Raw genomic sequence first — 25,105 nt, 5'->3', positions numbered from 1 at the left:
TCGAGTCAGGTATACTGCGGCCATATCAGAAACAGGGGCAGAGGCCATGCAGGCGTGGAAAACAGTAGGGGTCGGGCTGGTGCTGGCGGGCGTTCTGGCCGGCTGTGGGCAGAAAGGCCCGCTGTACCGGGAAGCGCCCGACAACATCGCCCGTGATGCTGTTCAGGAGAGTCGCAGCGACGACACCAACCGCGAACAGGACGCCGACGCGTCAACACGCTGAGCCATCGCCCGCTAACGGAATCAGGATTTTCATGGATCATTTCAATTATCGTAACGGCCAGCTGTACGCGGAAGACGTGCCGGTGGCTGACATTGCCGCGGAGTTCGGAACCCCCGCGTATGTCTATTCCCGTGCGACGCTGGAGCGTCATTACCGCGCCTATGATGAGGCGCTCAAAGATCATGCTCATCTGGTGTGCTACGCAGTCAAAGCGAACAGCAACCTGGCGGTGTTGAACGTGCTGGCCCGCCTGGGTGCCGGCTTCGATATCGTCTCTGCCGGCGAGCTGGAACGGGTTCTTCGAGCCGGCGGCGATCCGGCGAGGGTGGTGTTCTCCGGCGTTGGCAAGCAGCCCTGGGAAATGAAGCGCGCGCTGGAAGCAGGCGTCCGCTGTTTCAACGTGGAATCGGATACCGAGCTGGATCGTCTCAACGCGGTTGCCGGTGAGCTTGGCACCCGCGCACCGGTGTCGCTGCGGGTGAATCCGGACGTGGACGCCGGAACCCATCCCTATATCTCCACAGGCCTGAAAGAAAACAAGTTTGGCATCGATATCACCGAAGCGCCGGCTGTGTATGCGCGTGCGGCGGCCATGCCCAACCTGGAAGTGATCGGCGTGGATTGCCACATCGGTTCACAGCTGACCACCCTGGCACCGTTCCTCGATGCGCTGGACCGGGTGTTGGCTCTGATTGACGCGCTGGCAGCGCAGGGCATCAGCATTCGTCACCTCGATATGGGCGGCGGCCTGGGCGTCACTTATGATCATGAGCAGCCTCCTCAGCCCTCGGATTACGTTCAGGCCCTGGCCGAACGTCTGGGCGGCCGGAATCTGGAGCTGGTGCTTGAGCCCGGTCGGTCCATCGCCGCCAACGCCGGCATCCTGCTGACCCGGGTTGAGTTCCTCAAGTGCACCGAGCACCGTAATTTTGCCATCATTGATGCGGCCATGAATGACCTGATCCGGCCGGCACTGTACAGCGCCTGGCAGGCCATCATTCCGGTGCAGCCGCGCCAGGACGGTGAAGAAAAAGCCTGGGATCTGGTGGGACCGGTGTGTGAGACCGGTGACTTCCTCGGCAAGGATCGAAACCTGCGCCTGCAAGCGGGTGACCTGCTCGCGGTGCGCTCTGCCGGTGCCTACGGCTTTGTCATGAGTTCCAACTACAACAGCCGTAATCGCCCGCCGGAATTGATGGTCGACGGTGACCGGGTGCACGTGGTGCGCCGCCGCGAAACTCTGGACGACCAGCTCGGTCCAGAAAGCTGCTTGCCGGAATGAGTTCGGACATGGGCAGGAACGACGACACCAGGCCACAACGGCCGCAGGGCCCGGCCATGCGGTTTACCAAGATGCATGGCCTGGGCAACGATTTCATGGTGGTGGATGCCATCAGCCAGCCCTTCCGGCTGCGCCCTGACATGATCCGAGAGCTGGCGGACCGCAACTTTGGTATCGGTTTTGACCAGTTGCTGGTGGTGGAGCCACCGGGGTTGCCGGATGTGGATTTCCGCTATCGCATCTTCAATAGTGACGGCTCGGAAGTCGAGCAGTGTGGCAATGGTGCCCGCTGCTTTGCCCGTTTCGTGCGTGACCAGCGTCTGACCAACAAGCGCGTGATCCGCGTGCAAACCGCCAAAGGCGTGATTGAATTGCGGGTCGGCCGTGACGGCCTGGTGATGGTGAACATGGGGGTGCCCGAGCTCAACCCGCCGGCGATTCCGTTTGCGGCGGATCAGCGCAAGAACGTGTACACCGTTGAGGTAGATGGCCAGACCGTCGAGCTCAGCGCCGTGTCCATGGGCAATCCTCACGGTGTGCTGCTGGTCGACGATGTCGACAGCGCGCCGGTGGAAACGCTGGGCCCGAGTCTGGAAAACCATCCCCGCTTTCCCGCGCGGGCCAACATCGGCTTTCTGCAGGTGATCGACCGTGGCCATGCCCGCCTGCGGGTGTTCGAGCGTGGCTCCGGAGAAACTCTGGCCTGCGGCAGTGGCGCCTGTGCCGCGGTGGTGGCCGGACGCCTGCGGGGGCTGCTGGATGCGCGGGTGGAAATCGAACTGCGTGGTGGGCGGCTGATCATCGAATGGCAGGGTGAGGGTACCCCTGTTATGATGGAAGGGCCTGCGGCGACGGTGTTTGAAGGCCAGATTCGCTTGCCCGGAGACAACCCGGGGCGGCGTCGCAAAGGCAGCCGACCGCCAAAAACAAGGTCCTGAACAGCAGGAGAGCAACATGACAGAACAAACGGCCCAGCAGAAGGCCGGAGGGCTCACCCGGGAAGAGATTGCAGATTACCTGCGTAGCCACCCGGATTTTTTTGTGGATCAGGATGAACTCCTGCGCAGCCTGACCCTGCCGCATGACAGCGGTCGAGCCATTTCGCTGGTTGAGCGCCAGGTACATCTGTTCCGTGAGCAGCGCGACACACTGAGGCGTGAGCTGGTGGAACTGGTGTCCATTGCCCGCCATAACGACCGCCTGTTCGAGAAAAGCAAGCGCCTGCTGCTGCAGGTGATCGAGGCCCGCAACCTGAACGACATGGCCTCCGCCATCGATGACAGCATCCGCGGTGACTTTGGGCTCGATGCCGCCTCAGTCTTGTTGTTTACCGATGCCGATTTGCCGCAGACCTCCCAGGGTGCCCTGCACGTGGTGTCGCCGGAGCAGGCCGAGGAGCGCCTTGGCAACCTGCTGGATGGCGCCCGCGCTGTGTGCGGCCAGTTCCGTGAGTCCGAGCGCGCCTTCCTGTTTCCTGACCGGGAGGAGCCCATCGCGTCGGTCGCTCTGGTGCCTCTGCGCGGTGAGACCGGTTTGCTGGGAGTGTTTGCAGTGGGCAGCTGCGAGCCGGGGTATTTTGATCAGAGCATGGGCTCCCTGTTTCTCACCTACATCAGCGATACCCTCAGCCGTCTGTTGCCGCCGATGGTGCAACGCCATACCGGCACCGCGTCCGTGGCTGGTGTCATCGCCGAGTCCCGCTGAGCGTGGGGACGTCCGGAGACGCCGAGGAGCTGACAGACGCCCTGTCGGCTCCGCTCTCTGCTTTCCTGGTTCACCTCGCCTCTGAAAAACGCCATTCGCCTCGTACCTGTGACAGCTACCAGCGCGATCTGCAGCGTTTTGGTGACTGGTTACAGGGCGGTCAGGCGTCTGCCTGGCACGACGTCAGCGGCCACGATGTCCGTCGCTACGTCGCTTCGCTCAGCCGCGAGGGTCTGGGTGGCCGCAGTATTGCCCGGCACCTGTCCGCCATTCGCCGCTTCTATCAATATCTGCTGCGAGAAAAGCAGGTGCGGGACAATCCGGCGCTGGATATTCGTGCCCCGAAGTCAGGGCGGCGCCTGCCCAGGGTGGCAGATGTGGACCAGCTCAACCACCTGCTGGATGCCCGCCCCGATGACCCGCTGGAAGTACGCGACCTGTGCATGTTCGAACTGATGTATTCCTGCGGGCTGCGTCTGTCCGAGTTGTCTGGGCTGGATCTGGATGCGGTGGATGCCCGCGGCGGTGAAGTCCGTGTTCTGGGTAAAGGCAGTAAGGAGCGCGTGTTGCCGGTTGGTCGCAAGGCCCTGCAGGCTCTGTCTGCCTGGCTGGCGGTGCGCCCGGGGCTGGCCACCGAATCCGAGCGGGCCCTGTTTGTCAGCCAGCGCGGCGGGCGACTCAGCAACCGCAGCATTCAGGCCCGGTTGGGCCGCTGGGGCGTTGCGAAAGGCGCTGAACAGCGACTCCATCCACACATGCTTCGCCATTCCTTCGCCAGCCATCTGCTGGAATCCAGCGGCGACCTCCGTGCCGTTCAGGAGTTGCTGGGCCATGCGGACATCGCCACCACCCAGGTCTATACTCATCTTGATTTCCAGCATCTGGCCCGCGTGTATGACCAGAGCCATCCACGCGCGCGCCGTCGGGGTGGATCGGATGACAGGCAACAAACACATGAAACACAAGAAACACCCTGAACGACCTGTTCGTTCACCGCCGGGAGAGCCCAATGACATCGGATCAGTCCTGGAAGGAAAAGTACCTTCAGGAACTTGAGTCAGCAGAACAACGGCAAAAACAATGGGAAGCCGAGAAGACCTCTCTCCAGCGCATGCTGGTGCGTACCTGTCTGGCCTCAGAGGGTCAGGCGGCGGAACTTGACCTTCTTCTGAACGAACTGCGCAAGGATTTGCGCAAGGACTCGCTGGATCTGGTCAAATGGCGGACACTCCAGGATCAGATTGACCGCCAGATTGCCCTGCTGGATGAACCCGCAGTGGCCTCCTTGGCTGCGCTCTCCACGCCAGTCTCCACGCCAGTCTCCAGTCCAATCTCCGCTGCCCCGCCGCAACCTGCCGCCGCCGCAGGCGATGACAACGATCTGGGCAACAACCAGCAGCGACTGCGCATTGCCCGGCGTGTTGGTCAGTTGCTCGGTCAGTTGCTGCAACAAGTGACGCTGGAACCCGGCGCGGACGCCGAAGCGCGGCAATTGCAGCAATCGTTGCTGAAGAGTGAGGACTGGGAAGAGCTGCGGGAAGGGTTGAATCGTGTGGCAGAGCTGGTCATCGCCGCGGTGACCCGGGGCCAGCGCGATTTCGAGGCGTTTCTCAAGCGTCTGGATGAACGTCTGCAATCCCTGCGTCAGCATTTTCAGGATCAGTCATCTGCGCAGGCGGGCCGGCTGGATGCCTCCGTCGAGCTTGACCGGGAAATCCAGCAGGAGCTGGCGCAGATCGGTCATCAGGTTCAGTCCAGCCACGAACTCGCCGGGCTGAAACAGTCGGTGACCCGGCATCTGCAGTCCATTGGCGGCGCGGTGCGGCGGTTCCGTGAGCAGGAGTCGGAACGGGAGAAGAACCTGTCGCACCAGCTCGAAGCCATGCAGGAAAAGCTGGCGGCGGTCGAGGCCAATTCCGAGAAGATGCAGGAACGTATCCGCGAGGAGCGGGCTCGCGCCCTGATTGATCTGCTGACTCAACTGCCCAACCGGGAGGCCTGGCAGGAGCGGCTGGCCTTCGAGTACAACCGATGGCAGCGTTACCGCCACCCGTTGACCATCGCGGTGCTGGATATTGATCTGTTCAAGCGGGTGAACGATTCTTACGGTCACATAGCCGGTGACCGTGTGTTGCAGTTGGTTGCCCGGGAGTTGCGGGACCGTCTGCGCAATACCGACTTTATTGCCCGCTTCGGCGGTGAGGAGTTCGTGCTGTTGCTACCGGAGACGCCTTGCGCCGCCGCAGAGGGCGTACTGAACGAGATGCGAGGACACATTGCTCAGTTGCCGTTCCACTTCCGGGGAGAGCCGGTTACCGTCACGTTCTCGGCGGGGGTAGCCGAATTCGGTGATGGCGACACGGAAGAGGCGGTATTTGATCGCGCAGACCGCGCGCTTTATGCGGCCAAGGATGGTGGCCGGAATCAGGTCCGGCTGGCCTCGGCCAGGGGCTGACTCAGTGCCGCATCCGCGCATCCAGTTCGTCAATGATTTCGGCCCAGTCCGAGTCGTCTTCCAGTCCCTCTTCAAGAAACTGTGCCTGACTTTCCGACCAGAAGGGCGCGTCCTGAAGCGCAATTTCGGTGGGGAGTGGTGAATGCCGGGTGATGAATTCTTCAATGGCGGCGTCGTCCGATGCCATGCCGAGTTGCTCGAAGAGGGTGGTGAATGTGTGTTTGCTGGTGTCCATGGCCGTCACCTCCATACGCTGTGCAGTGCTTGAATGAAATCGGGGACAATGGCAGGCATTGTCTCCTGAACTTTAGCGGAACCGTTGAGGATATCCAGTGAAGGCTGTGTTACGGGGGTTGTTGACGTTGCTGTGCTGCCAGTTCGCCGGGCCGTTGCTGGCTGACCCGCCGCAACTCTCGCCGGCACCGGTGCTGGGCGTCGAAGACCTGGTCTGGGTGGCAGAGCAGGAGGGTTTCCGGGTGGGTGTAGCCGGTGGCCAGATCCCGCTGATGTTCGATACCGGGAACGGTGTGTTGGCGGGTATCTACATCGATTATCTGGCGCGGCTTTCGGACAAACTGGGTGTCGCCATTACGCCCGTGGCGGGCGGTCATGGCGAGATTGACCGGCAACTGGCCCGCGGCGAGCTGGATGCCCGCGTCGTCGCCCGCAGCGCGCAGCAACGGGATCCCGCAGGCCGTGACACCGTGGAGGCGCTGATGAGCCTGACCTACGGTGTGTTTGTCAGTGCCGGCGATGCCGGTATCCGCAAGTTGTCCGACCTTGAAGGCAGCCGCGTTGCACTGATTGCCGAGGATGCCAACCAGTACACGCTGCTGGACCCGGTGGAGAACTTTACGCCGGTGCCGGTTGCCAGCATCAGCGAAGCGGTGAGTATGGTGCTGTCCGGTCAGGCCGACGGCTTTGTCGGGCCGCTGCCGGTGGTTTCCGATTACCTGCAGTCGGCGATGATCAATGGCATCGGCCTGGCATTGCTGCTGGATCAGCAGCCCGTGGATGTGATGCTGGAGGTCGATGCCGATAACGAACGCCTGAAGCGGGTGCTGGATCAGGCGGTCAATGCCATCAGCCACAACGAACACCGGACCATCCGCCAGTCCTGGTTGCAGACGGATATGCCAGAGGTAAGGGACGACGGCATCAATCTGTCCGCGAAAGAGCAGAACTGGCTCAAGAGCCATCCGGATCTCAAGGTGGCATTCCGTGCAGACTGGCCGCCTTTTGAATTCATTCAGGACGGCCGTCCGGCAGGGCTGGTGCCGGACCTGGTGACGCGCCTTGAAACCCAGCTCAATGTGCGATTCCAGCGCGAACAGATTCCCGACATTCTGGCCGCCGAGGAGCGTCTGCAGGCCGGGGAGATCGACATACTGCCTGCGTTCAGCAAGACGCCGCGCCGCAGTGAGGATTTTCTGTTCACCCGGGCCTACCTGACCGTACCTATAGCGCTGGTAATCCGTGACGACGGCCGCTTTATCGGCGATTTGCGAGAGCTGCGCTCGGAGCGCGTGGGGGTGGTAAACCGCCACGCGGCCCACGATTACCTGCTGATCAGCCACCCGGATCTGGACCTTTACCCTATGGTTTCGGTCGAGGATGGTCTGCTGGCCCTGTCCAATGGCGACCTGGATGTCATGGTGACCCACATCCCCGCGGTCAGTTACACCGTCGCCCGCCTTGGGCTGTCGAATCTGCGCATCACCAGCATTACCCCGTACCAGTACGAGCTGAGCCTGGCGGTGCGCAGGGACCGGCCGGAACTGCAGCGCATACTCAACAAGGCCCTGGGCAGCATCGATGCGGCGGAATCGGAGTCCATCTACAACCGCTGGATTCACCTGGATATCGAGCAGGAGACCGACTACACCGTGGTGCGCCGGGTGGTGGGTATTGCCCTGGTGGTGGTGCTGATCTTCCTGTACTGGAACCGCAAGCTGTCGCGGGAAGTGGATGAGCGTATACGCTCGGAAAATGCGCTGCGCCGCAGCGAGGACGAGCTCCGTGCGGCCAAGCTGGAAGCCGAACGGCTGGCCCGGGAAGCGGAAGCCGCCAGCCTCGCGAAAAGCGAATTCCTGGCCAATATGTCCCATGAAATTCGCACCCCGATGAATGCGGTCATCGGGTACAGCGACCTGCTGAGCGACAGCGTGAAGGATCCGCAGCAACGTAATTATCTGGATGCGATCCGGGCCGGCAGCCGCAGCCTGCTGATGCTGATCAACGACATTCTTGACCTTTCCCGCATCGAGGCCGGCAAGATGCGGCTGGACTACACCGCAGTATCCTTGCGTCGGTTGCTGGGGGATGTGCGACATATCTTTGACCTGCGCGCTCGCGAGCAGGGCATCACCCTGGAGGTCAGTGTGGACTCGAAAATGCCCGCCTCGATGATGCTGGACGAAACCCGTCTTCGTCAGGTGCTGTTCAATCTGGTGGGCAATGCCATCAAGTTCACCCACGAGGGTGGTGTAACGGTGCGGGCCACCGCGACGCCGGTGAAGAACGGCAAGTCAGGAGCCTCTGCCACCGACGACAGTCGCAAGCTTTACCAGCTGGCGGTGACCGTCCGTGACACCGGCATCGGTATTCAGCCGGATCAGCTGGAGCGGATCTTCGATGCCTTCGAGCAGCAGGAGGGGCAAAGCAGCCGTCGCTATGGCGGCACCGGGCTGGGATTGGCCATCAGCCGCAAGCTGGCCCGTATGATGGGCGGTGAGCTGGTGGTTGAGAGCCAGCCGCAGCAGGGCTCCACCTTTACGGTGACGTTACCGAGGGTAGACGCCACCGGGGAGCAGGCCGAGGACGACGGCGCCCCGGAAGAGGCAGAACGCCTGCTGGCCCAGACCCTCAGCATGCAGGAGCGTGGCTGGCTGCAGGACCAGCTGGCGCGGGATTTCGGTGACGAGTGGCAAACCGTGCGGGAAAGCGGGGATCCGGAGCAAATGCGGGATTTTGCCGGTCGTGTTGTGGCATGGGGGCAGCGATTCCGATCGCAATCGGTCACCGGCTACGGGGAGAAACTGTTGGCTGACGTGGAGGCGTTCAACCTCGACGCAGTAAACAGTGCACTGGAGGCCTTCCCCCGTTTGTTGGGTCGGGAACAGTAACCGCTGGAGACATCAGAGGCAGTCGAACTGGGAGCGGCGGTCGAACGCCACAGAGATCATGTCGTAACCGGAATCCGAGAGAGTGCGAATCAGGTCCCGATCCTTCAGCAGGGCCATACACACCTTGTGGACGCTGGCCTGCAGTTGATCCTCCGCCGGCTCGGAATGGAGCCGGAAATCCACAATCAGGTACTTGCGGTCGACCAGGGCCGACGTTGGGATATCTTCCCGTTCGACACTCTCAAAGCCGATGTAGGTGGCCTGCTCGCTGTTGAATACATTGCTCATCAGCACGTCCAGGTTTTCCGCAAGCGCCGGCCGGGCCGCGAAAACCGACACGAGAGCGACAGCGAAGACAAAGGACGGTTTGCGCATGGGGGCCACTCCCTGGTGTCTGCCCGGTGTTATCCAACATAATGTAACTGAACGTTACAAAGATTATTGCAGAGTCTGAAGAAGTTTGCGCCGGATGTAATGATGATTTTTCAATTGTTTTCAGTTTGTATGAAAAATGCGCAACGCGCCGCACGTTTCCCCGGCTGTGATGGATCAACTATCATGGTGGTATATCGATTCAGTGAGAGGCAGTGACATGTTTCAGCTTGTGTTCAAGGGAGAATGCGCGCCCGGGGCTGACCCCGCCGCCGCCCGGGCCAGCGCACGAACGTTGTTCAAGGCCAGCGTCGAGCAGATCGAGCGCATGTTTAGTGGCCAGCCGGTGGTCATCCGGAACAGGCTGGAAGAAGATCAGGCCCTGAAGTACCGTGCGGTGCTGGCAAAGCATGGCATGCGGGCCTATGTACAGCCGATGCCCGGTTCGTCGCCCTCGGGGCCGGAGGCCGCTGAAAGGAAACCTGCGCCGCAGACTCCGGCCCGGCCATCCCCGCCACCCGGGTCACCCGCACAAAGCACTGCTGCTTCCAGCGCAGACGCGCCTGCCGTCGAGCCCGGAGACCGGTTGCCGGTGGCTGGCGACAAGGTGGACACCATACTGGCGGGATCCGGGCTGTCGCTTGATCCGGTCGGGGTCACCCTCGCGGAACACCACGATGTGGAAGCCCCCATGTTTCAGCATCTCGACGACTGGACGCTGGCGCCTGCGGGCACGGATCTGGGCGTCGAGCGTGATCTTCCGCCGCCCATGGTGCCGGACGTATCTCACCTGTCACTGGCCGACGAGGAACCCCGCGGCAACCAGTGAACTGACCTCAGGAACTTCCCCTTGTTCAGGATTGTAGTTTGGCTGCTGGCCGCTTTTTGCCCGGCGCTCACACTTCCCGTTGTCGCGGCAACCGCTGCTGACCGGCCTTACGAAGATCGCCCAACCGTGGGCCTTGTGCTCAGTGGCGGTGGCGCCAAGGGCATGGCCCATGTCGGTGTGCTGCGGGTGCTGGAGGAGATGCGCATTCCGGTCGATCTGGTGGTCGGCACCAGCGCCGGCTCCGCGGTCGGTGCGCTATACGCCAGCGGCATGCCGGTGGAAGAGATCGAGCAGCGGTTCATTGATCTGGACTGGGTGTCCAGCTTTCAGGACGACCCCGGTCGTGCCTATAAGCCGGTGCGACGCAAACAGGAGGACTGGCGTTTCCCCGTGGTGCCCGGCATTGGCGTGCGCTGGGACGGGCTTCACCTGGGTGGCGGCATCATTGCCGGTCAGAACCTCGGTTTTATCCTCAATGAGCTCACCCGTAACGCCGCACTGGTGGAAGATTTCGACGAGCTGGCGATCCCATTCCGCGCGGTTGCCACCGATCTGGAAACCGGCGAACAGGTGGTGCTGGGCAATGGCAACCTGTCCGAGGCCATTCGCGCCAGCATGAGCATTCCCGGGGTTTATGCGCCGGTGAAGCGTGAGGGCCGCTTGCTGGTTGACGGTGGTGTTGCCAACAACCTGCCCGTGACCGTGGCACGCGACATGGGCGCCGACATTGTCATCGCGGTGGACATCACCGATCCGTTGCTGAAAGCCGAAGACCTGCAGGAGGCCTTCTCGGTGGTGGGTCAGCTCACCACCATGATGACGCGAATGAACACCGAGTATCAGCTCGACCGGCTTGAGGACGGCGATGTGTTGATTCGCCCCGACCTGGAGGGCCGTTCTTCCGCTGATTTCTACGATGCACCCATCCTGTTCGAGTTGGGGGCCACGTCGACCCGCAATCATGCCCGCGAACTACGCCACCTCAGCGTCGACAAACCGCGCTGGGAGCAGTTTCGCGCCCGCATCAACGACAGCGCCTATTCACCCGGTGAGATTGTCCGCGTCCAGGTGGAGCAGGATTCAAAGCTCGCCGGGGAATTCCTGCGCTCGCGCATCCGGCAACAGACCGGCGAGGCACTCGACGTGGAGGTGCTGGAGGAGGACCTCAAGCGGATCTACGGACTGGGCTATTACGAAACCGTATCCTATTCCCTGTCTCCATCGGCGGGGGGCACGGTGTTGACAGTTCAGGTCCAGGAAAAATCCTGGGGGCCGGGGTATCTGGCGTTCGGGTTGAATTACGAAGACAACTTCGACAGTGAAACCCGCTTCAATGTGGGCGCTGCCCTGCGGGTCACGGAACTCAACGCGCTCGGTGGCGAATGGCAGACCGGCCTGCAACTGGGCACCGAGCCTTACGTGCGCACTGAGTGGTTTCAGCCGCTGGATTTCGGCTACCAGCGATTCCTGACGACCGGAGTGGAATACACCCGGGATACCTTCAGCGTGTTCGATGGCGAGGGTGAACGCGTTGCCGAGGTCGACGTGACGTTCCGCCAACTGGATCTGGCTCTGGGTATGGAACTGGGTGGCAACGGCGACGTGCGACTGGGCTATTACCGAGGCTATGCCACTGTGGATGAGCAGGTGGGTGACGCCGAGGCACCGTCCGGTTCGATTCATCAGGGCGGACTGAGCCTGCAGCTGGTTCACGACTCGCTGGACGACATCTTTCACCCCCAGTCCGGTGGCTTCGCCGGCATTCGCGGCCGGATGGAGCGCGAAAGACTGGGTTCGGACCGCTATTTCGACTCGGTGACTGGCATGGGGCTGGGCACCGGGAGCTGGCAGGGCTTTACCCTGACCGGTCTGGCGTACGCCCACGCCGTCACCCGCGGTGAACCGGGCATCGAAAATACGGTCAGACTGGGCGGTTTCCGTCGGTTGTCGGCTTATGCGCCGGGTGAGATTACCGGGGAGAATGCGGCCATGGTGTCAGTGTTTGCCAGCCAGGAATTTGGTGGCCCATTCGTGCCCTGGTTTGCCGGCGCAGGTATCGAGACCGGCAACGCCTGGGAATCGTTCGACGATGCCAGCTGGAACAACACGGTCAGGTCCTACAGCGTATTCGCTGGCGTGGACACCTTTCTGGGGCCGGTGCAGCTGGCCACCGCCTACAACAACGAAGATAACTGGACGGCGTACCTGAACATCGGGTTTTCCTTCACCCAGCTGTTTTACTGAGCGCCGGCCAGAGTGCTGTGGCTCAGGCGCCGCGCCGGGCCTTGGTGTCCGCCAGGGCATCCAGTACCTGACGGCACTGCTGTTGGGCAAAGCGCTCAAGAATCCGGGCAAGGCGCTCTTCGTCCCGGTCCTTGATGGCCTTGATCGATTCTTCCATATGCGCCAGATTGTCTTCCAGCACCCGGTTGCCGCCGCTCTGAAACGCCACGAACGCGCAGCGTCTGGCGGAGGGCCAGAGATTCTCAATGGCCGAGACGATAAAGTAGTTGTCGGCGTAGGCGAGCGACGCCTGGGTGTATTCGATGCCGAGCTCCAGAAAGCCAGTCAGGTCATTGCGGCGATAGCAGTCTTTCATGCGCTCGTAGAGTGATTCCAGTTTTGCCATGTCCTCCGGTTGCCACTGGCAGGCCAGTTTGCGGCCGGTGTGGGTCAGGTACAGCTCCAGAATCTCGTACAGGCTGCGCACGAAATACTCGTCCAGCAGGGTCACAAAGGCGCCTTTGCGGGGCACATTGCGAACCAGATGACGCTTTTCCAGCAACAGCAGACCCTCGCGGATCGACCCGTGACTGACGTCCATCTGCTTGGCCATGGCGCTCTCGTAAATCCGTTCGCCGGATCTCAGCTGACCGAAAGCTATGAGGTTTTCGATGTGGCGGGCGACCTGTTCGGTCAGTGTTTCTCGGGGCTTGAATGTGGTCATGATCCTGCTTCGTTACTGCGTGCCGGGCTCGGAATAATCTGCATACTCTCACATTCTCGCGGTCGGGAAAACGCCCGCCCTGGGGGTCAGAGCAGCGGTGCCAGTAACCGCACCGCCCGGCAGCCGAGGCGGAAGGCGATCGACCGGTCCTGGTAATCCCGCTCGGTCATCAGCCGGGTATTGGCCAGGTCTTCCTCGAGCATGGTGGCCACATCGGCCACAAACGCCTCGGAGGTATTGATCGCGGTGATCTCGAAATTCAGCCGCATGGAGCGGTTGTCCATATTGGCCGTACCCACGGCGGCGTAGCGATTGTCCACCAGAATGACTTTCTGGTGCATGAAGCCGGGCTGGTAACGGTAGATGCCGACGCCGGCCTGACAGGCCTGCACCAGATACGAATAGGCCGCGATCTTGATCAGCCAGTTGTCGGACTTTTCCGGAATGATAATGCGCACATCCACCCCGCGCAGTGCGGCCAGCTGCAGTGCATTCATGATCTGGAAGTCCGGCACGAAATACGGCGACGCGATCCAGATCCGCTCGCGGGCGTTGTTAATGCAGTTAAGGAAGAACAGCGCGCAGGTCTCATAGGTATCGGCGGGACCGGTGGGCAGGATCAGCACTTCCTGGTCGCCATCAGGCGTTATGTCAGGTTCCCAGCTCAGCTCCGGGAATTCGCTGCTGGCCCAGTTCCAATCTTCCAGCCACGCCAGCTGCAGTCCGGTCACCGCCGGCCCGCTGATCTGGCAATGAGTGTCGCGCCACGGCTCCTGGTCCATGGCAGTGCCGAGGTATTCGTCCCCCAGATTGATGCCGCCGACAAAGCCGGTGTGGCCGTCGCAGACCAGCAGTTTACGGTGATTGCGGAAGTTGATCTGGAAGCGTCGGCGGCGGATGTTGCCATCCCCGAACGACGCCACCCGCGCGCCGGCGTCGGCGAGTTCCGTGAGGTACTTGCGGGGCAGCCCGACGCTGCCGATGTCGTCATACAGAAACCAGACTTCAACGCCCTCCGCGAGCTTGCGCTTGAGGATCGATTTGATGCGCTGTCCCACCTTGTCGGAGCGCACGATGTAGAACTCCAGCAGGATATAGCGCCGGGCGTCTTCCATGGCTTCGAACACCGCGTCGAAGGTGGCTTCGCCGTCGCGCAGCAGGGCGCATCGGTTGTTGCTGGTAAACGGCTGCCGGCCAAGCTTGCACAGCACCTGCAATTCGTCGCTGAAGTGCTCATGGCCGGGGAGGGAAATGGAGGTGGTCTGCTTTTCGAAGCGGTTAAGCAGGTTGGTCAGGGCGGCATCTCCCATCCGTCGTGCGCGGACATAGCCACCAAAACGGTTGCGCCCGAACAGCAGGAACATCGGTACCGCCAGATAGGGCACGGCGACCAGTCCGATGATCCAGGCCAGGGCACCCTGAGCGGTCCGGTAAGACAGCAGAATGCGAACAATACAGGCAAAGGCGGATGCGTACAGAAGGCCAAGGGCCATGGCGATGAACGTGATTTCCGGCATTGTCAGTCCCGGATCGGGCCGGCTTCACCGGCGAGGTGGTGGGCACGGTACTGGGCCGGCGCCCGTCCGGTCCAGCGTTTGAAGGCACGGCTGAAGGCGCTGAGCTCGGAGAACCCCAGCAAGAACGCGATTTCACCCAGGGCGTAATGATCGGCGGCCACATAGCGCAGCGCTTTGTCCTTGCGCACCTGCTCCACCAGTTCATGGAAGCTGACGCCCTCCTTTTTGAGGCGACGGTACAGGGTTTGCCGGCTCATATGGCACTGGCGCGCCAGAGTGTCCGCGTCAATGCGGTCGGTGGCCATCTGCCGCGAGATCAGCCGGCGGATCTTGCGCCCGAAAGTGCGCCGGGTCTGCAGCCGTGCCAGTACGCCGTTGACCTGCTTCAACACGGCGGAATACACATAGGGATTGCGATGGGGGATGGCGTGGCTCAGGTGGCGACTGCTGAACGCCAGTCGTGTGGTGGCGTGGTTGAACGTCACCGGACCACCGAGCAGGGTGGCGTATTCCCCGGCGTACGAAGTTTCGGGGTGGGCGATTTCGGCCCACTGGGCTGTAATCGCCGGGTGGATGAAATGCCGGGTGCGACTGAGAGCAGCGGCGAGCGTGCGGTCCATATCCTGGCGGCAATAGTGGCCCGGATGGTCCGGTTGCCAGGCCAGTACGGCCAGATCACCGGTCTGCTCGAAGCTCAGGGTGACCGACTCGTTGATCAGCCGGTGCAGCCGCACATACTGGATCACGGCCTCGCCAAGGGTGTCGCAGTTGAAGAACACGTGCCCGACCAGCCCCATCCGTTCCGGATCCACAACCTGCCCAGCGTGCAGGCCAACGGCGGGGTCACCGGTGACCTGTTCGGCGTATTCCCAGAGCCGGTAATGATATTCCGCCGGCACCCTGAGATCTGGATCTTTCAGGGCGTCCAGCGTGGTGCCGGTGATGCGTTCGACCTGATCCCGGTTCAGCACGCCCCGGCAGTCCAGATAATGCACCAGCGCCAGGATGCTGGAGGCCGCAAGCAGAGGCGTGTTGGGCATGTTGGGAGTGTCAGCCGGCAGTGCGTTCACGTGAATAGCTTCCTGTTGTTAACGGCTTGTCATGATGGCTGGTACAAAATGTCAAGCGGTTGGGACAGCCTGTCAAAGGTGTGCCATGCCAGTAACGATAGCATTAACCCGTTAGGTTGGAGCAATCGGCCCACCAATATTGAGGAGGTGTAATATGGATCGTGAAATCTTCGTACCCCATTCCGAGCTTGAGCGTCGCAACTGCGCCGCGCTGGCGGAATACCTGAACAGCATGTATTACTGCTGATCAAACGACTTGTAAGCTACTGACCTTTAACCGGGGCCATCCCCGGTTTTTTTGTGCCCGTCTGCCTCTTCGTTTCCACGCCTCTGTCTTGCCCCTGCGGTGATCGATGGTAATGTATCCGACTGATTCCCGTTAACAATACCGACCCCGGAGCCCCTGGCCTATGAGCGTTGAACTCAACCACCGTATCACCGGCGACGGTCCGCCATTGATTCTGCTGCACGGCCTGTTCGGGTCTCTGGAGAATCTCGGAGGCATCGCCCGGCGGCTGGAGGACGAGTGGCAGATCCATGCCCTTGACCAGCGTAACCATGGCAACTCATCCCATGTCGACGCCATGGACTATCCGGCCATGGCGGACGATGTGATCGCCTATATGGACGCGGCGGGTCTGGAACACGCCGCCCTTCTTGGTCACTCCATGGGTGGCAAAACCGCCATGCAGGTGGCGCTCCGTGCGCCGCAGCGTGTTGACCGGCTGATCGTGGCGGACATAGCACCAGTCAGTTACCCGCCCCGGCACGATGCCGTTCTCGAAGGTCTGAGCGCTCTTGACCCGGCGGCCGTTCATTCCCGGCAAGAGGCCGACAAGGCCTTGGCGGCGTATGTGGAATTGCTACCGGTGCGCCAGTTCCTGTTGAAGAACCTCGAGCGGGTGCCCGCCGGTGAGGAGAGCGCAGGCGCGTATCGCTGGCGGCTGAATCTGCCGGTGATTGAAGCCTGTTACCCCAAGCTGGCTCTAGCGCCGCAGGGCGACGGCCCGTTCGAGGGACCGGTGCTGTTCCTCAAAGGCGCCGAGTCGGCCTACATCCAGGAAAAGCATCGGGATGAGATCCGTCGCCTGTTTCCAGCGGCTGAGCTACGCATCATCGAGGGCACCGGCCACTGGCTGCACGCGGAGAAGGCCGATACGTTTGCGGCGCTGTGCCGGCGATTCCTGAAAGCGTGAATCGGGCCCTGGTGGCGATGTAGACCGGGGCAGGTCTCTGTTAAGGTTAGGCAAACGTCATCGTTGGAACGGACATCTGTTATGAAGTGGTTTTTGGGGCTGTTGCTGATCGTATTTTTACTGCTCGGGAGCTTTTTGCTGGCGCCGTCGCCCGTCGACAGTAAAGCCTGGGAGGCGCCACCGCCACCGGCGCTGACCGGTAAGCTGGCGCCCAACGAGCGTCTGAAACTGGCAGATCTGCTGGCACAAGGGCAGGTGTATGGTCCGGAAGACACCACGGTCAGTCCTGATGGTGTTGTTTACAGTGGCACCCAGGACGGCAAGATTGTCCGGGTATGGCCGGACGGCCGTGTGGAGAACTGGCTGGACACGGGGGGGCGGCCGCTGGGCCTGGTGTTTGACGCCGGGGGGAATCTGATCGTTGCGGACGCCTGGAAAGGCCTGGTGTCCATCGCGCCGGACAAGAGCATGACAACGCTGGCGCTGGAGTCCGAAGGCTTGCCGTTCCGCTTCACCGATGATGTGGACATTGCCCCTGATGGCCGCATCTACTTTTCCGACGCCAGTTCCCGATTTGAACAGCCGGATTATGTGCTGGATCTTTTGGAGATGCGCCCCCATGGGCGTTTGCTGAGGTACGATCCGGACACCGGCCGCACCGAAACCCTGGTGCGGAACCTGCACTTCGCCAACGGTGTAGCAGTGTCACCCGAGGGCAACTACGTCCTGGTCAACGAGACCTGGAAATATCGCATTCTGCGGTATTGGATCAGTGGCCCCAAGGCGGGCCAGGCCGAAGTCTTTGCCGACAACCTGCCCGGTTTCCCTGATAATCTGGCGGTCGACGAGGCGGGCCGCTATTGGGTGGCCTTTCCGACGCTGCGCAACCCGCAGGTGGATGCCATGCATCGCAAGCCCTGGCTCAAGGATCTGGTGGCCAAGCTGCCGGACGGCTTCCAGCCGAAGCCCGAGGAGTACGGGCTGGTACTGGCGTTCGATGCCAGCGGCAACGTGATCACCAGCCTGCACGACACCCGGGGTACGCACCTGCAGGAGATCACCTCGGTGAATCCCCACGATGGTCATTTATACTTTGGTTCACTTCACAACGACCGTATTGGCCGGCTACCGTTGCGGGCCATACCGGATCTGGGAGAGAGCCAGGAATGACCGCGCACGCTGACCGCATTGAGTGGGACCTGCCGTCGCCGTTCACCATCGAGATTGAGGTCAGGGCGGAAGATACCGACCGCCTCGGCCACGCCAACAATGTGGTGTATGTGCGGTGGCTGGAGGACGTCAGTTGGGCGCACATCGAGAGTCTCGGAATGACCTGGGCGCTGCACGAGGAAACCGGCAAGGCGATGGCCATTACCCGCACCGAGATCGATTACCTGGCCGCGGCCAACACCGGAGACCAACTGGTTCTGGCCACTTGGCTGACCGGTTATGATGGCCGTTTCCGGTCGTCGCGCCAGTTCCAGCTGGTGCGTCCGGCAGATGGCAAGACTCTGGTCCGGGCCACCTCCACCCACGCCTGCGTCGATCTCAAATCACAGCGGCCATCGCGGGCGCCAAAAGCGTTCGCCGACATTCTTGGTGCCGCCGTTGTGACCGGTGCGCCGGGACTCACATCCGGTTGAGCGTGCGATTGATGCGCGCCACAATCTGAACTTCTGCTAATCTGAGAAAAACACAGGCCCCTTGCCTGTTGCCAGCCCGCTGTCCGGAGAGTGCCATGGAAACGACCGTTGATCAGAACGCCGAAACCGCCATGTCCTGTGTTGCTTATGCGCACTTCGGGGAACGGGACGTGCTGCAGGTGGTGCGCTCAGAGGTTCCCCGACCGGGCGCCGGGCAGGTATTGATCCGCGTGCACGGTGCCGGATTGAACCCCATCGACTGGAAAACTCGCAAGGGGCTGGGTTTTGCGGCGCGGCAGATTGAAGACCGCCTGCCCTGGACACCTGGATACGACGTGGCCGGTGAAGTGGTGGCGGTGGCTGAGGACGTGACCACCCTGGCGGCCGGAGACCGGGTGATGGGTATGATCGGCTTTCCCGCCGCCGGTGGAGCCTACGCCCAGTATGCCATTGCCGCGGCGGATGAGGTGGCGATTGTGCCAGAGGAGCTGGACCTGGTCACCGCCGGTGCGCTGCCGCTGGCGGCCCTGACGGCCTGGCAGGCGTTGTTTGAAGTGGCGAAGCTGGAATCCGGGCAGAAAATACTGGTTCACGCCGGCGCCGGCGGTGTCGGGCATTTTGCCGTGCAGTTCGCACTCGAGCGGGGCGCCCATGTGGTGGCAACCGCCTCCGCTGGCAACCGTGATTTTCTCGCCGAGCTGGGTGTTCATGAAGTGATTGACTACCGCACCACAGACGTGGCTGAAGAGTGTTATGGCCTCGATGTGGTGCTGGATCTGATTGGCGGCGAGACCGGCAAACGCTCCCTCCACACACTTGGTGAGCACGGCGTTCTGGTGACCATCCCCACGGTGACGGCGGATGAAATCATCAGTGCGGCTGAGGAACTGGGCCTGCGGGCCCATGGCATGACCGTACGCCCGGATGTGTTCCACCTCGACGAGATTGCCGAGCTGATCGAGGACGGCGACGTCAAGGTGCACATCGAGCGTGCCTTCCCGCTGCACGCGGTGGCCGAGGCCCATGAACTGCTTGAGGGCGGTCATGTGCGCGGCAAGCTGGTGCTGGACTGCCGCTAGGGCCTTGGGCTGCCTTCGCTGTCTGCTTCCCGCTCGTCTTTCTCACGGCGTTCTTTCGGTGGCTGGGGTGGCACCAGGCTGATCAGTGCCCAGTTGGTTTCCGGCTCGACATCGTCTTTGTCCAGTACCGGTGCAACCCGCCCCTTGCCGTCGAACACGAACAGCACCAGCGCCTGATGCTGATACTTCTCCAGAAAATCGTCGTAGGTGAACTCGTCACTAAGCTGGGTGGTTTTCACGGTGTAACCCTGGCTGGCCAGGCTCGCCAGCTTGGCGTAGCTGACGCCATCGAACAGGCCGCGGGTCATCTGGATCTTTTCAGCGGTTTGATGCCGTGCCTTCTGGTCGGGGTCGCCTTCGGCCAGGGTAAACACCGAGTCTTTTCCGAACCAATCCAGAAAGTGGTAAGTGGCCAGCGAGTTCATGTGCTTGTAGGGCGATATGACCAGCAGATTGCCGATGCCGGTCAGGTCCAGGTGGGTGGAGGCGTGCTCCGACACCGGGTTACCAAAGTAGACATTCAGGTTTTCCATGCGCGCTTGCCGGATATTCTCCCAGTTGGTATCGGCCACGGTTACCGGCACCTCGTATTTTTTCAGGGCCACGGCAATTTTCCGTGCCACCGGGTTGGCGCCCAGAATGAGGAAGCCGAATTCCGCCGGCTCGGCCACCTTGAGCAGCCGTGCCAGCGGCCTGGCGGTCAGGCTCTGGAGGGTGACTGTGGCAATGATCAGCATGAATATCAGTGGAACCAGGGCGCCCGCGCTCTCGTAACCGAGTTTCTGCAGCTGGAAGGCAAACAGCGCGGAAACCGCCGCTGCCACGATGCCCCGTGGAGCGATCCAGCTCAGGAACAGCTTGTCGCGCCAATGCAGGCTGGTACCGATGGATGACAGAAAAATACTGGCGGGCCGGGCGACCAGCATCAGTACCGCCAGCACACCAACCAGGCCCCAGCCAAGTTCGGCGATGGCGGCAAACTCGACCCGTGCCGCCAGAATGATGAACAACGCCGAAATCAGCAGTACGCTGAGGGATTCCTTGAACTCGAGGATGTCGTCAATGGGCACCTGCTTCATGTTAGCCATCCAGATCCCCATCACCGTCACCGTCAGTAGCCCTGACTCATGGGCAAGCTCGTTGGAGATGGCGTAGACGCCCAGCATGAATGTGAGCGTGCCGGCATTATGCAGATACTGAGGCACCAGGTGTTTACGCAGCACCAGCCCGTTCAGGTAGCCGGCCACGGCGCCGATGAGAAAGCCCACTGCCAGGGTCTTGCCGAAGATGTAGAGAGAATGCCCGAACACGTTGCCCTGGCCCCAGGACACGATGCCTTCGAACACCAGTACCGCCAGCAGTGCCCCGACCGGATCAATGATGATGCCTTCCCAGCGAAGAATATTGGCAAGCTTGGCGTCGGGACGCACCGATCGGAGCAAAGGCGCGATGACCGTGGGGCCGGTTACAATGGAAATGGCACCGAACAGCAGGGCAACCTCCCAGGATACGCCCAGCATCCAGCGTGCCGCCAGCGTGCCGATCAGGCAGGTGACCACTGACCCCACCGGAATCAGGTTGCGGACCATCTTGCCGTGGCCGCGGATTTCCTCGTAGCGCAGGGTCAGGCTGCCTTCAAACAGGATAATGGCAACTGACAGGGAGATCAGCGGAAACAGCAGATCCCCGAACACCGCCTCCGGGGCCAGGAAGCCGAACAGGGGGCCCGCGGCGATGCCGCCCGCCAGCAGAAACAGGATGGCAGGCATTTTGACCCGCCACGCCAGCCACTGACAGAACAGAGACAGGACGCCAATGCTGGCAAGTAGCAGGACAGTGCTCAGTGGCATGGTGATGTCAGATCCATTGAGTTAGAGAGTGGTACGTCTGGCAATACGGTTGAGTACCCGTGCGGCCGCAAAGAAACCGAAACTGGCGGTCACCGGACTGGCCGCACCAAACCCGGATGCGCAATCCAGGCGAACCGGTCCTTCCGTTACCGGTTTCTGGAGGCAGACCTCGCCATCACCGGCAGGATACGTCAGCTGCTCCAGCGAGTATACGGCCTCGATGCCGAAACGGCGCTTGGGGTTGCGGGAGAAACCGTAGTCACGACGCAGCATGTTGCGAACCTTGGCCAACAACGGATCCTGGATGGTTTTGCTGAGATCGCCCACGCGGATCTGGCTGGGGTCCATCTGGCCCCCGGCCCCACCGGCACAGACAATCGGAATCTTGCGTCGCTGGCAGTGGGCAATCAGGGCGGCTTTGGACTTCACGCTGTCGATGGCATCGACCACACCGGTGATGTCTGCGGTGATCAGATCGGCCGCGTTCCCGGTGGTCAGGAAACCGAAGTGGATGCGAATGTCTGCGTGGGGATTGATCGCCCGCAACCGCTGGGCCATGGCGTCGGTCTTGGTGCGCCCGTACTGTCCTTCCAGCGCATGCAGCTGGCGGTTGGTGTTCGAGACACAGATGTCGTCCATATCGATCAGGGTCAGCGTGCCGACGCCGGAGCGCGCCAGCGCTTCTGCGGCCCAGGAGCCAACACCGCCAAGCCCGACGATGGCCACATGGGACTGGCGAAAGGCGTCCAGCGCACGGCGGCCATACAGGCGCTCAATGCCGCCAAAACGGAAACGGTAGTCATCAGTGTCCGGGGTGTCGCCGGTTGGGCTCATGGGGGGCTCCGGTGTCAGGCAAAGACCGGGATTGTAACGCAATGGGAGGAGGGCATAAAAAAAAGCCACGCAGAGCGTGGCTTACAAGCAAGTTGTTCAGCCCGACGGGGAGCTGAACAGGACTAGTTCAGAGACACTAATCAACCTAGCCATTATCGGGTTCCGGCGCCGTTGGCGGAAGGTCAGAACCTGACAATGCTCGGTCATTTCCGGCCATAGCTCGGCCGGGTGTCCCTCAGGCGGCCCAGTGGTCATCCTCGAACGCCATCATGGCGTCCTTGCCGCTTTCGATGTCAGACAACAGCCACTGTACTTCCGGCAGCAGTTTTTCGAAGTAGTAACGCGCCGACACCAACTTGCTCTGCAGCAGAGGCGTATTGCCTTCGCCGGCCTCGAGTTGCTGCTTGGCAACGTTGGCCATGCGTGACCACATGTAGCCGACCACCGTCAGTGCCATCAGGCGCAGGTAAGGCGTTGCTGCCGCCCCAGCCTGTTCCGGGTCTTTCGGGGCGTTAGTGGCCAGCCAAAGCGTAGCGGTCTCGAGTGCCTTCATGGCACCCTTGAGCTCTTCCCGGTGGGGCGCATCAGCGTTGTCTTTCAGGTAATCCGTCAACACACCGAACAGCGTGCGTACCAACTGGCCACCCTTGAGGCTCAATTTACGGCCTACCAGGTCCATTGCCTGGATGCCGTTGGTGCCTTCGTAGATGCGCGCGATACGGCCATCCCGAACCAGCTGCTCCAGCGGCCAATCAGTGGTGAAACCGGAGCCGCCCAAAACCTGAAGGCCGGTGTTGGCGTTGTTGGCACCTTCGTCCGTCAGGAAGGCTTTAACAACCGGGGTCAGCAACTGCACCAGGTCGTCTGCAGATTCACGAACGGCTTCGTCCGGATGGGCTACCGACAGGTCAAGCTGGTGGCCGGTGAACAGCGCCAGAGCACGCATGCCTTCGTTCAGGACTTTCTGCCGCATCAGCATGCGCCGCACGTCCGGATGCACAATGATCGGGTCGGCCGGGCCGTCGGCGTTTTTCGGACCGCTCAGGGAGCGGCTCTGCAAGCGCTCACGAGCGAAGCCCAGGCTTTCCTGGTAAGCCATCTCGGCCAGCCCCAGACCCTGCATGCCCACCATCAGGCGGGCTTCGTTCATCATGGTGAACATCGATCGCATGCCTTTATTGGGCTCGCCAACCAGCCAGCCTTTGGCACCCTCGAAATTCATCACGCAGGTGGCAGAGCCCTTGATGCCCATCTTGTGCTCAAGGCCGCCGCAGAATGCGGGGTTTCTCTCACCGGAATCCGGCAGTACCTTGGGTACCACAAACAGGGAAATGCCCTTGGTGGTGTCGGGCGCGCCGGGCAGCTTGGCCAGAACCAGGTGCACAATATTGTCGGTCAGGTCGTGTTCGCCGCCGGTGATCCAGATCTTGGTGCCTTCGATGGCGTAGCTGCCGTCGTCGTTGGGCGTGGCGCGGGTGCGGATCAGGCCCAGATCAGTACCGCACTGGGGCTCGGTCAGACACATGGTGCCGGTCCACTCGCCAGAGATCAGCTTTTCCAGGTAGGTCTGCTTCAACTCATCGGAGCCGTGGGCGTGCAGGGCGCTGATGGCGCCGTGGGTCAGGCCCGGGTACATACCGAGCGACAGGTTGGTGGAGCACACCATTTCGTCCACCACGAATTTCAGGGTGTGGGGCAGCCCCTGGCCGCCAAACTCGAGAGGAGCGTCCAAAGCGGTCCAGCCGCCCTCAACGAACTTCCGGTACGCCTCCTTGAAACCCTCCGGAGTCTTGACAGCGTGGCTCTCAGGATCGTAGTGGCAGCCTTCCCGGTCACCAATCTGGTTGGTGGGCTGGATCACCTCAGCGGCCAGTTTGCCGGCTTCGTCGATAACAGCGGAAATCAGGTCGGGTGTTGCGTCGGCGTATTTTTCCAGTTCGTGGAGCCGATCGGCACCCAATACGTCAAACAACAGAAAGCGAAGGTCATTCGCCGGAGCCTGGTATTGCATGGACTTCTCTCCTCAACTCAACGCGTGTCGTTATGCACTTCCGCACGCCCGGTTGTGGGGCGCACAGTGGTTACGGTTAATGCCTGTGTTCATACGGGTGTTTGAATCTGCCGGTTCACTGCCGGGGCAGTCTGATGCGCAAAGAATTCGTATGATCTCTATCGTTTGGATCAATCGTGGCCAGCAAGTGGGGAGGGTAGTTATGCAGAATGTGCTGATAGCGGGGATTTCCGGAGCCATAGGCAGCGGTATAGCTCTGGAGCTGCTTGAGCGGGACCCCTCGGTGCGCGTTATCGGATTGTGCCGCAGCCCGGGAAAGGTGCCAGAGGCGATCGCGCAATCGCCCAGGGTTAGCCTGCTGGACTGGGATGCAGCTCGTCCCGGGGCCGCTGAAAATGTGGCCGCCAGTCTCGTGGGCATGCTCGCTGCTGCGGAAGGCCTCGACGACGTGGTCTTTGCGGCAGGTATCCTGCACGGTGCAGGCATGTTCCCCGAAAAGCGGGTGGAGGATCTGGATGGTGATGCACTGGTGCAGGCGTTTCAGGTCAATGCCGCCAGTTTCGCGTTGTTGATCCGGGCGCTCATGCCTTGGCTGAAGCATCGCCGCTTCAAGCGTGTGGTCGCGATCTCCGCCAAAGTCGGATCTATCTCTGACAACCGCTTCGGTGGCTGGTACGCCTACCGCAGCTCGAAAGCCGCACTGAACATGCTGGTAAAGACGCTGTCGGTCGAGCTGCCCCGCCGCTGCAAGCCGGTGGCCTGTGTGGCAGTGCATCCGGGCACCACACGATCTGCCCTGAGCGAGCCTTTCGCGGCCTCACTGGCGCAACTGGAAGTGCACAGTGCAGGGCAGACGGCGACAAACATACTGGCGGTCATGGACGCGCTGGATGAGAGTGGCAACGGCTGCTTCTATAACTGGGATGGGGCAGAACTGCCCTGGTAAGGAATGCCGGGGCCGACCAGGG

General features: G+C 61.6%; 22 protein-coding genes. 14 read left to right on the top strand and 8 right to left on the bottom strand.

Annotation, left to right across the window (positions count from 1 at the left end):
- Window positions 1-46: 46 nt before the first annotated feature.
- From lptM to R0125_RS09880, 6 genes are read left to right on the top strand one after another with little or no spacing between them, the layout of a single operon-like run.
- Complete coding sequence (lptM, locus tag R0125_RS09905; RefSeq protein ID WP_248185194.1) at window positions 47-223, top strand: LPS translocon maturation chaperone LptM; 177 nt, start codon at window positions 47-49, stop codon at window positions 221-223.
- A gap of 31 nt (window positions 224-254) precedes the next feature.
- Window positions 255-1,505, top strand: coding sequence for a diaminopimelate decarboxylase (gene lysA, locus R0125_RS09900; protein WP_248185192.1), 1,251 nt, complete (start codon window positions 255-257; stop codon window positions 1,503-1,505).
- Window positions 1,506-1,513: 8 nt separating this feature from the next.
- The gene (dapF, locus tag R0125_RS09895) at window positions 1,514-2,443 is read left to right on the top strand and encodes a diaminopimelate epimerase (RefSeq protein ID WP_248185190.1); all 930 of its coding nucleotides are present in this window, start codon (window positions 1,514-1,516) and stop codon (window positions 2,441-2,443) included.
- A gap of 16 nt (window positions 2,444-2,459) precedes the next feature.
- Window positions 2,460-3,209 carry a DUF484 family protein gene (locus R0125_RS09890; protein ID WP_248185188.1) on the top strand — a complete coding sequence of 250 codons (750 nt, stop codon included), beginning with the start codon at window positions 2,460-2,462 and terminating at the stop codon, window positions 3,207-3,209.
- Window positions 3,210-3,250: 41 nt separating this feature from the next.
- Window positions 3,251-4,186, top strand: coding sequence for a tyrosine recombinase XerC (gene xerC / locus R0125_RS09885; RefSeq protein ID WP_282448488.1), 936 nt, complete (start codon window positions 3,251-3,253; stop codon window positions 4,184-4,186).
- 32 nt (window positions 4,187-4,218) lie between these two features.
- A complete protein-coding gene (locus R0125_RS09880) occupies window positions 4,219-5,664 on the top strand; it encodes a diguanylate cyclase (protein ID WP_317238036.1) in 1,446 nt (481 codons plus the stop codon).
- A gap of 1 nt (window position 5,665) precedes the next feature.
- On the opposite strand, the gene R0125_RS09875 is transcribed toward R0125_RS09880, so the two are convergent.
- Window positions 5,666-5,899, bottom strand: coding sequence for a DUF2789 domain-containing protein (locus R0125_RS09875; protein WP_248185081.1), 234 nt, complete (start codon window positions 5,897-5,899; stop codon window positions 5,666-5,668).
- 97 nt (window positions 5,900-5,996) lie between these two features.
- Between R0125_RS09875 and R0125_RS09870 the strand changes: the two genes are divergently transcribed.
- On the top strand, window positions 5,997-8,789 hold the full coding sequence (locus tag R0125_RS09870; RefSeq protein WP_410797605.1) for an ATP-binding protein: 2,793 nt from the start codon (window positions 5,997-5,999) through the stop codon (window positions 8,787-8,789).
- Window positions 8,790-8,801: 12 nt separating this feature from the next.
- Here the strand turns inward: R0125_RS09870 and R0125_RS09865 are convergent, their stop codons facing one another.
- Window positions 8,802-9,077, bottom strand: a complete 276-nt coding sequence (locus tag R0125_RS09865) for a hypothetical protein (RefSeq protein ID WP_410797648.1) — start codon at window positions 9,075-9,077, stop codon at window positions 8,802-8,804.
- 304 nt (window positions 9,078-9,381) lie between these two features.
- Here R0125_RS09865 and R0125_RS09860 point away from each other — a divergent pair, with 304 nt between their 5' ends.
- Both R0125_RS09860 and R0125_RS09855 read left to right on the top strand, forming a co-directional pair.
- Complete coding sequence (locus R0125_RS09860) at window positions 9,382-9,990, top strand: hypothetical protein (protein ID WP_248185077.1); 609 nt, start codon at window positions 9,382-9,384, stop codon at window positions 9,988-9,990.
- 162 nt (window positions 9,991-10,152) lie between these two features.
- Window positions 10,153-12,234, top strand: a complete 2,082-nt coding sequence (locus R0125_RS09855; RefSeq protein WP_410797647.1) for a patatin-like phospholipase family protein — start codon at window positions 10,153-10,155, stop codon at window positions 12,232-12,234.
- Between the two features lie 22 nt (window positions 12,235-12,256).
- On the opposite strand, the gene R0125_RS09850 is transcribed toward R0125_RS09855, so the two are convergent.
- From R0125_RS09850 to R0125_RS09840, 3 genes are all read right to left on the bottom strand, one after another.
- Window positions 12,257-12,937 carry a GntR family transcriptional regulator gene (locus R0125_RS09850; protein WP_317238034.1) on the bottom strand — a complete coding sequence of 227 codons (681 nt, stop codon included), beginning with the start codon at window positions 12,935-12,937 and terminating at the stop codon, window positions 12,257-12,259.
- Window positions 12,938-13,023: 86 nt separating this feature from the next.
- Window positions 13,024-14,454, bottom strand: a complete 1,431-nt coding sequence (gene cls / locus R0125_RS09845; RefSeq protein WP_317238033.1) for a cardiolipin synthase — start codon at window positions 14,452-14,454, stop codon at window positions 13,024-13,026.
- 2 nt (window positions 14,455-14,456) lie between these two features.
- Window positions 14,457-15,494 carry an AraC family transcriptional regulator gene (locus R0125_RS09840; RefSeq protein ID WP_317238477.1) on the bottom strand — a complete coding sequence of 346 codons (1,038 nt, stop codon included), beginning with the start codon at window positions 15,492-15,494 and terminating at the stop codon, window positions 14,457-14,459.
- 440 nt (window positions 15,495-15,934) lie between these two features.
- Here R0125_RS09840 and R0125_RS09835 point away from each other — a divergent pair, with 440 nt between their 5' ends.
- From R0125_RS09835 to R0125_RS09820, 4 genes are all read left to right on the top strand, one after another.
- Entirely contained in the window at window positions 15,935-16,720 is a 786-nt protein-coding gene (locus R0125_RS09835; protein WP_317238032.1) for an alpha/beta fold hydrolase, read from the top strand.
- Window positions 16,721-16,801: 81 nt separating this feature from the next.
- The gene (locus R0125_RS09830; protein ID WP_317238031.1) at window positions 16,802-17,890 is read left to right on the top strand and encodes an SMP-30/gluconolactonase/LRE family protein; all 1,089 of its coding nucleotides are present in this window, start codon (window positions 16,802-16,804) and stop codon (window positions 17,888-17,890) included.
- Window positions 17,887-18,363 carry an acyl-CoA thioesterase gene (locus R0125_RS09825; protein WP_248185067.1) on the top strand — a complete coding sequence of 159 codons (477 nt, stop codon included), beginning with the start codon at window positions 17,887-17,889 and terminating at the stop codon, window positions 18,361-18,363. The genes R0125_RS09830 and R0125_RS09825 overlap by 4 nt, the downstream gene beginning before the upstream one ends.
- Before the next feature lie 95 nt (window positions 18,364-18,458).
- Window positions 18,459-19,442: an NADP-dependent oxidoreductase gene (locus R0125_RS09820; protein ID WP_248185065.1), complete on the top strand. Its 984-nt coding sequence runs from the start codon at window positions 18,459-18,461 to the stop codon at window positions 19,440-19,442.
- Here R0125_RS09820 and R0125_RS09815 read toward each other — a convergent pair.
- From R0125_RS09815 to R0125_RS09805, 3 genes are all read right to left on the bottom strand, one after another.
- Window positions 19,439-21,292 carry a sodium:proton antiporter gene (locus R0125_RS09815; protein ID WP_317238030.1) on the bottom strand — a complete coding sequence of 618 codons (1,854 nt, stop codon included), beginning with the start codon at window positions 21,290-21,292 and terminating at the stop codon, window positions 19,439-19,441. The genes R0125_RS09820 and R0125_RS09815 overlap by 4 nt on opposite strands.
- A 21-nt stretch (window positions 21,293-21,313) precedes the next feature.
- Window positions 21,314-22,126: a tRNA cyclic N6-threonylcarbamoyladenosine(37) synthase TcdA gene (gene tcdA, locus R0125_RS09810; RefSeq protein ID WP_317238029.1), complete on the bottom strand. Its 813-nt coding sequence runs from the start codon at window positions 22,124-22,126 to the stop codon at window positions 21,314-21,316.
- Between the two features lie 235 nt (window positions 22,127-22,361).
- Window positions 22,362-24,137 carry an acyl-CoA dehydrogenase C-terminal domain-containing protein gene (locus R0125_RS09805; RefSeq protein ID WP_248185060.1) on the bottom strand — a complete coding sequence of 592 codons (1,776 nt, stop codon included), beginning with the start codon at window positions 24,135-24,137 and terminating at the stop codon, window positions 22,362-22,364.
- A gap of 202 nt (window positions 24,138-24,339) precedes the next feature.
- On the opposite strand from R0125_RS09805, the gene R0125_RS09800 reads away from it, so the two are divergent.
- Entirely contained in the window at window positions 24,340-25,083 is a 744-nt protein-coding gene (locus R0125_RS09800; RefSeq protein WP_317238028.1) for an SDR family NAD(P)-dependent oxidoreductase, read from the top strand.
- Window positions 25,084-25,105 lie beyond the last annotated feature (22 nt).

This window comes from Marinobacter sp. M-5 (assembly GCF_032911545.1).
GTDB lineage: Bacteria > Pseudomonadota > Gammaproteobacteria > Pseudomonadales > Oleiphilaceae > Marinobacter > Marinobacter goseongensis.
This window is presented reverse-complemented; position numbering and strand designations above follow the sequence as displayed.

What these genes read in the sequence shown, in the direction of transcription:
- R0125_RS09860 (WP_248185077.1), top strand. Translation starts at nt 9,382, where the DNA reads ATGTTTCAGCTTGTGTTCAAGGGAGAATGCGCGCCCGGGGCTGACCCC.
- R0125_RS09890 (WP_248185188.1), top strand. Translation starts at nt 2,460, where the DNA reads ATGACAGAACAAACGGCCCAGCAGAAGGCCGGAGGGCTCACCCGGGAA.
- R0125_RS09815 (WP_317238030.1), bottom strand. Translation starts at nt 21,292, where the DNA reads ATGCCACTGAGCACTGTCCTGCTACTTGCCAGCATTGGCGTCCTGTCT.
- R0125_RS09805 (WP_248185060.1), bottom strand. Translation starts at nt 24,137, where the DNA reads ATGCAATACCAGGCTCCGGCGAATGACCTTCGCTTTCTGTTGTTTGAC.
- dapF (WP_248185190.1), top strand. Translation starts at nt 1,514, where the DNA reads ATGGGCAGGAACGACGACACCAGGCCACAACGGCCGCAGGGCCCGGCC.
- R0125_RS09840 (WP_317238477.1), bottom strand. Translation starts at nt 15,494, where the DNA reads ATGCCCAACACGCCTCTGCTTGCGGCCTCCAGCATCCTGGCGCTGGTG.
- R0125_RS09850 (WP_317238034.1), bottom strand. Translation starts at nt 12,937, where the DNA reads ATGACCACATTCAAGCCCCGAGAAACACTGACCGAACAGGTCGCCCGC.
- R0125_RS09835 (WP_317238032.1), top strand. Translation starts at nt 15,935, where the DNA reads ATGAGCGTTGAACTCAACCACCGTATCACCGGCGACGGTCCGCCATTG.
- R0125_RS09800 (WP_317238028.1), top strand. Translation starts at nt 24,340, where the DNA reads ATGCAGAATGTGCTGATAGCGGGGATTTCCGGAGCCATAGGCAGCGGT.
- R0125_RS09865 (WP_410797648.1), bottom strand. Translation starts at nt 9,077, where the DNA reads ATGAGCAATGTATTCAACAGCGAGCAGGCCACCTACATCGGCTTTGAG.
- tcdA (WP_317238029.1), bottom strand. Translation starts at nt 22,126, where the DNA reads ATGAGCCCAACCGGCGACACCCCGGACACTGATGACTACCGTTTCCGT.
- lysA (WP_248185192.1), top strand. Translation starts at nt 255, where the DNA reads ATGGATCATTTCAATTATCGTAACGGCCAGCTGTACGCGGAAGACGTG.
- R0125_RS09830 (WP_317238031.1), top strand. Translation starts at nt 16,802, where the DNA reads ATGAAGTGGTTTTTGGGGCTGTTGCTGATCGTATTTTTACTGCTCGGG.
- R0125_RS09820 (WP_248185065.1), top strand. Translation starts at nt 18,459, where the DNA reads ATGGAAACGACCGTTGATCAGAACGCCGAAACCGCCATGTCCTGTGTT.
- lptM (WP_248185194.1), top strand. Translation starts at nt 47, where the DNA reads ATGCAGGCGTGGAAAACAGTAGGGGTCGGGCTGGTGCTGGCGGGCGTT.
- R0125_RS09855 (WP_410797647.1), top strand. Translation starts at nt 10,153, where the DNA reads ATGGCCCATGTCGGTGTGCTGCGGGTGCTGGAGGAGATGCGCATTCCG.
- R0125_RS09875 (WP_248185081.1), bottom strand. Translation starts at nt 5,899, where the DNA reads ATGGACACCAGCAAACACACATTCACCACCCTCTTCGAGCAACTCGGC.
- R0125_RS09880 (WP_317238036.1), top strand. Translation starts at nt 4,219, where the DNA reads ATGACATCGGATCAGTCCTGGAAGGAAAAGTACCTTCAGGAACTTGAG.
- R0125_RS09825 (WP_248185067.1), top strand. Translation starts at nt 17,887, where the DNA reads ATGACCGCGCACGCTGACCGCATTGAGTGGGACCTGCCGTCGCCGTTC.
- cls (WP_317238033.1), bottom strand. Translation starts at nt 14,454, where the DNA reads ATGCCGGAAATCACGTTCATCGCCATGGCCCTTGGCCTTCTGTACGCA.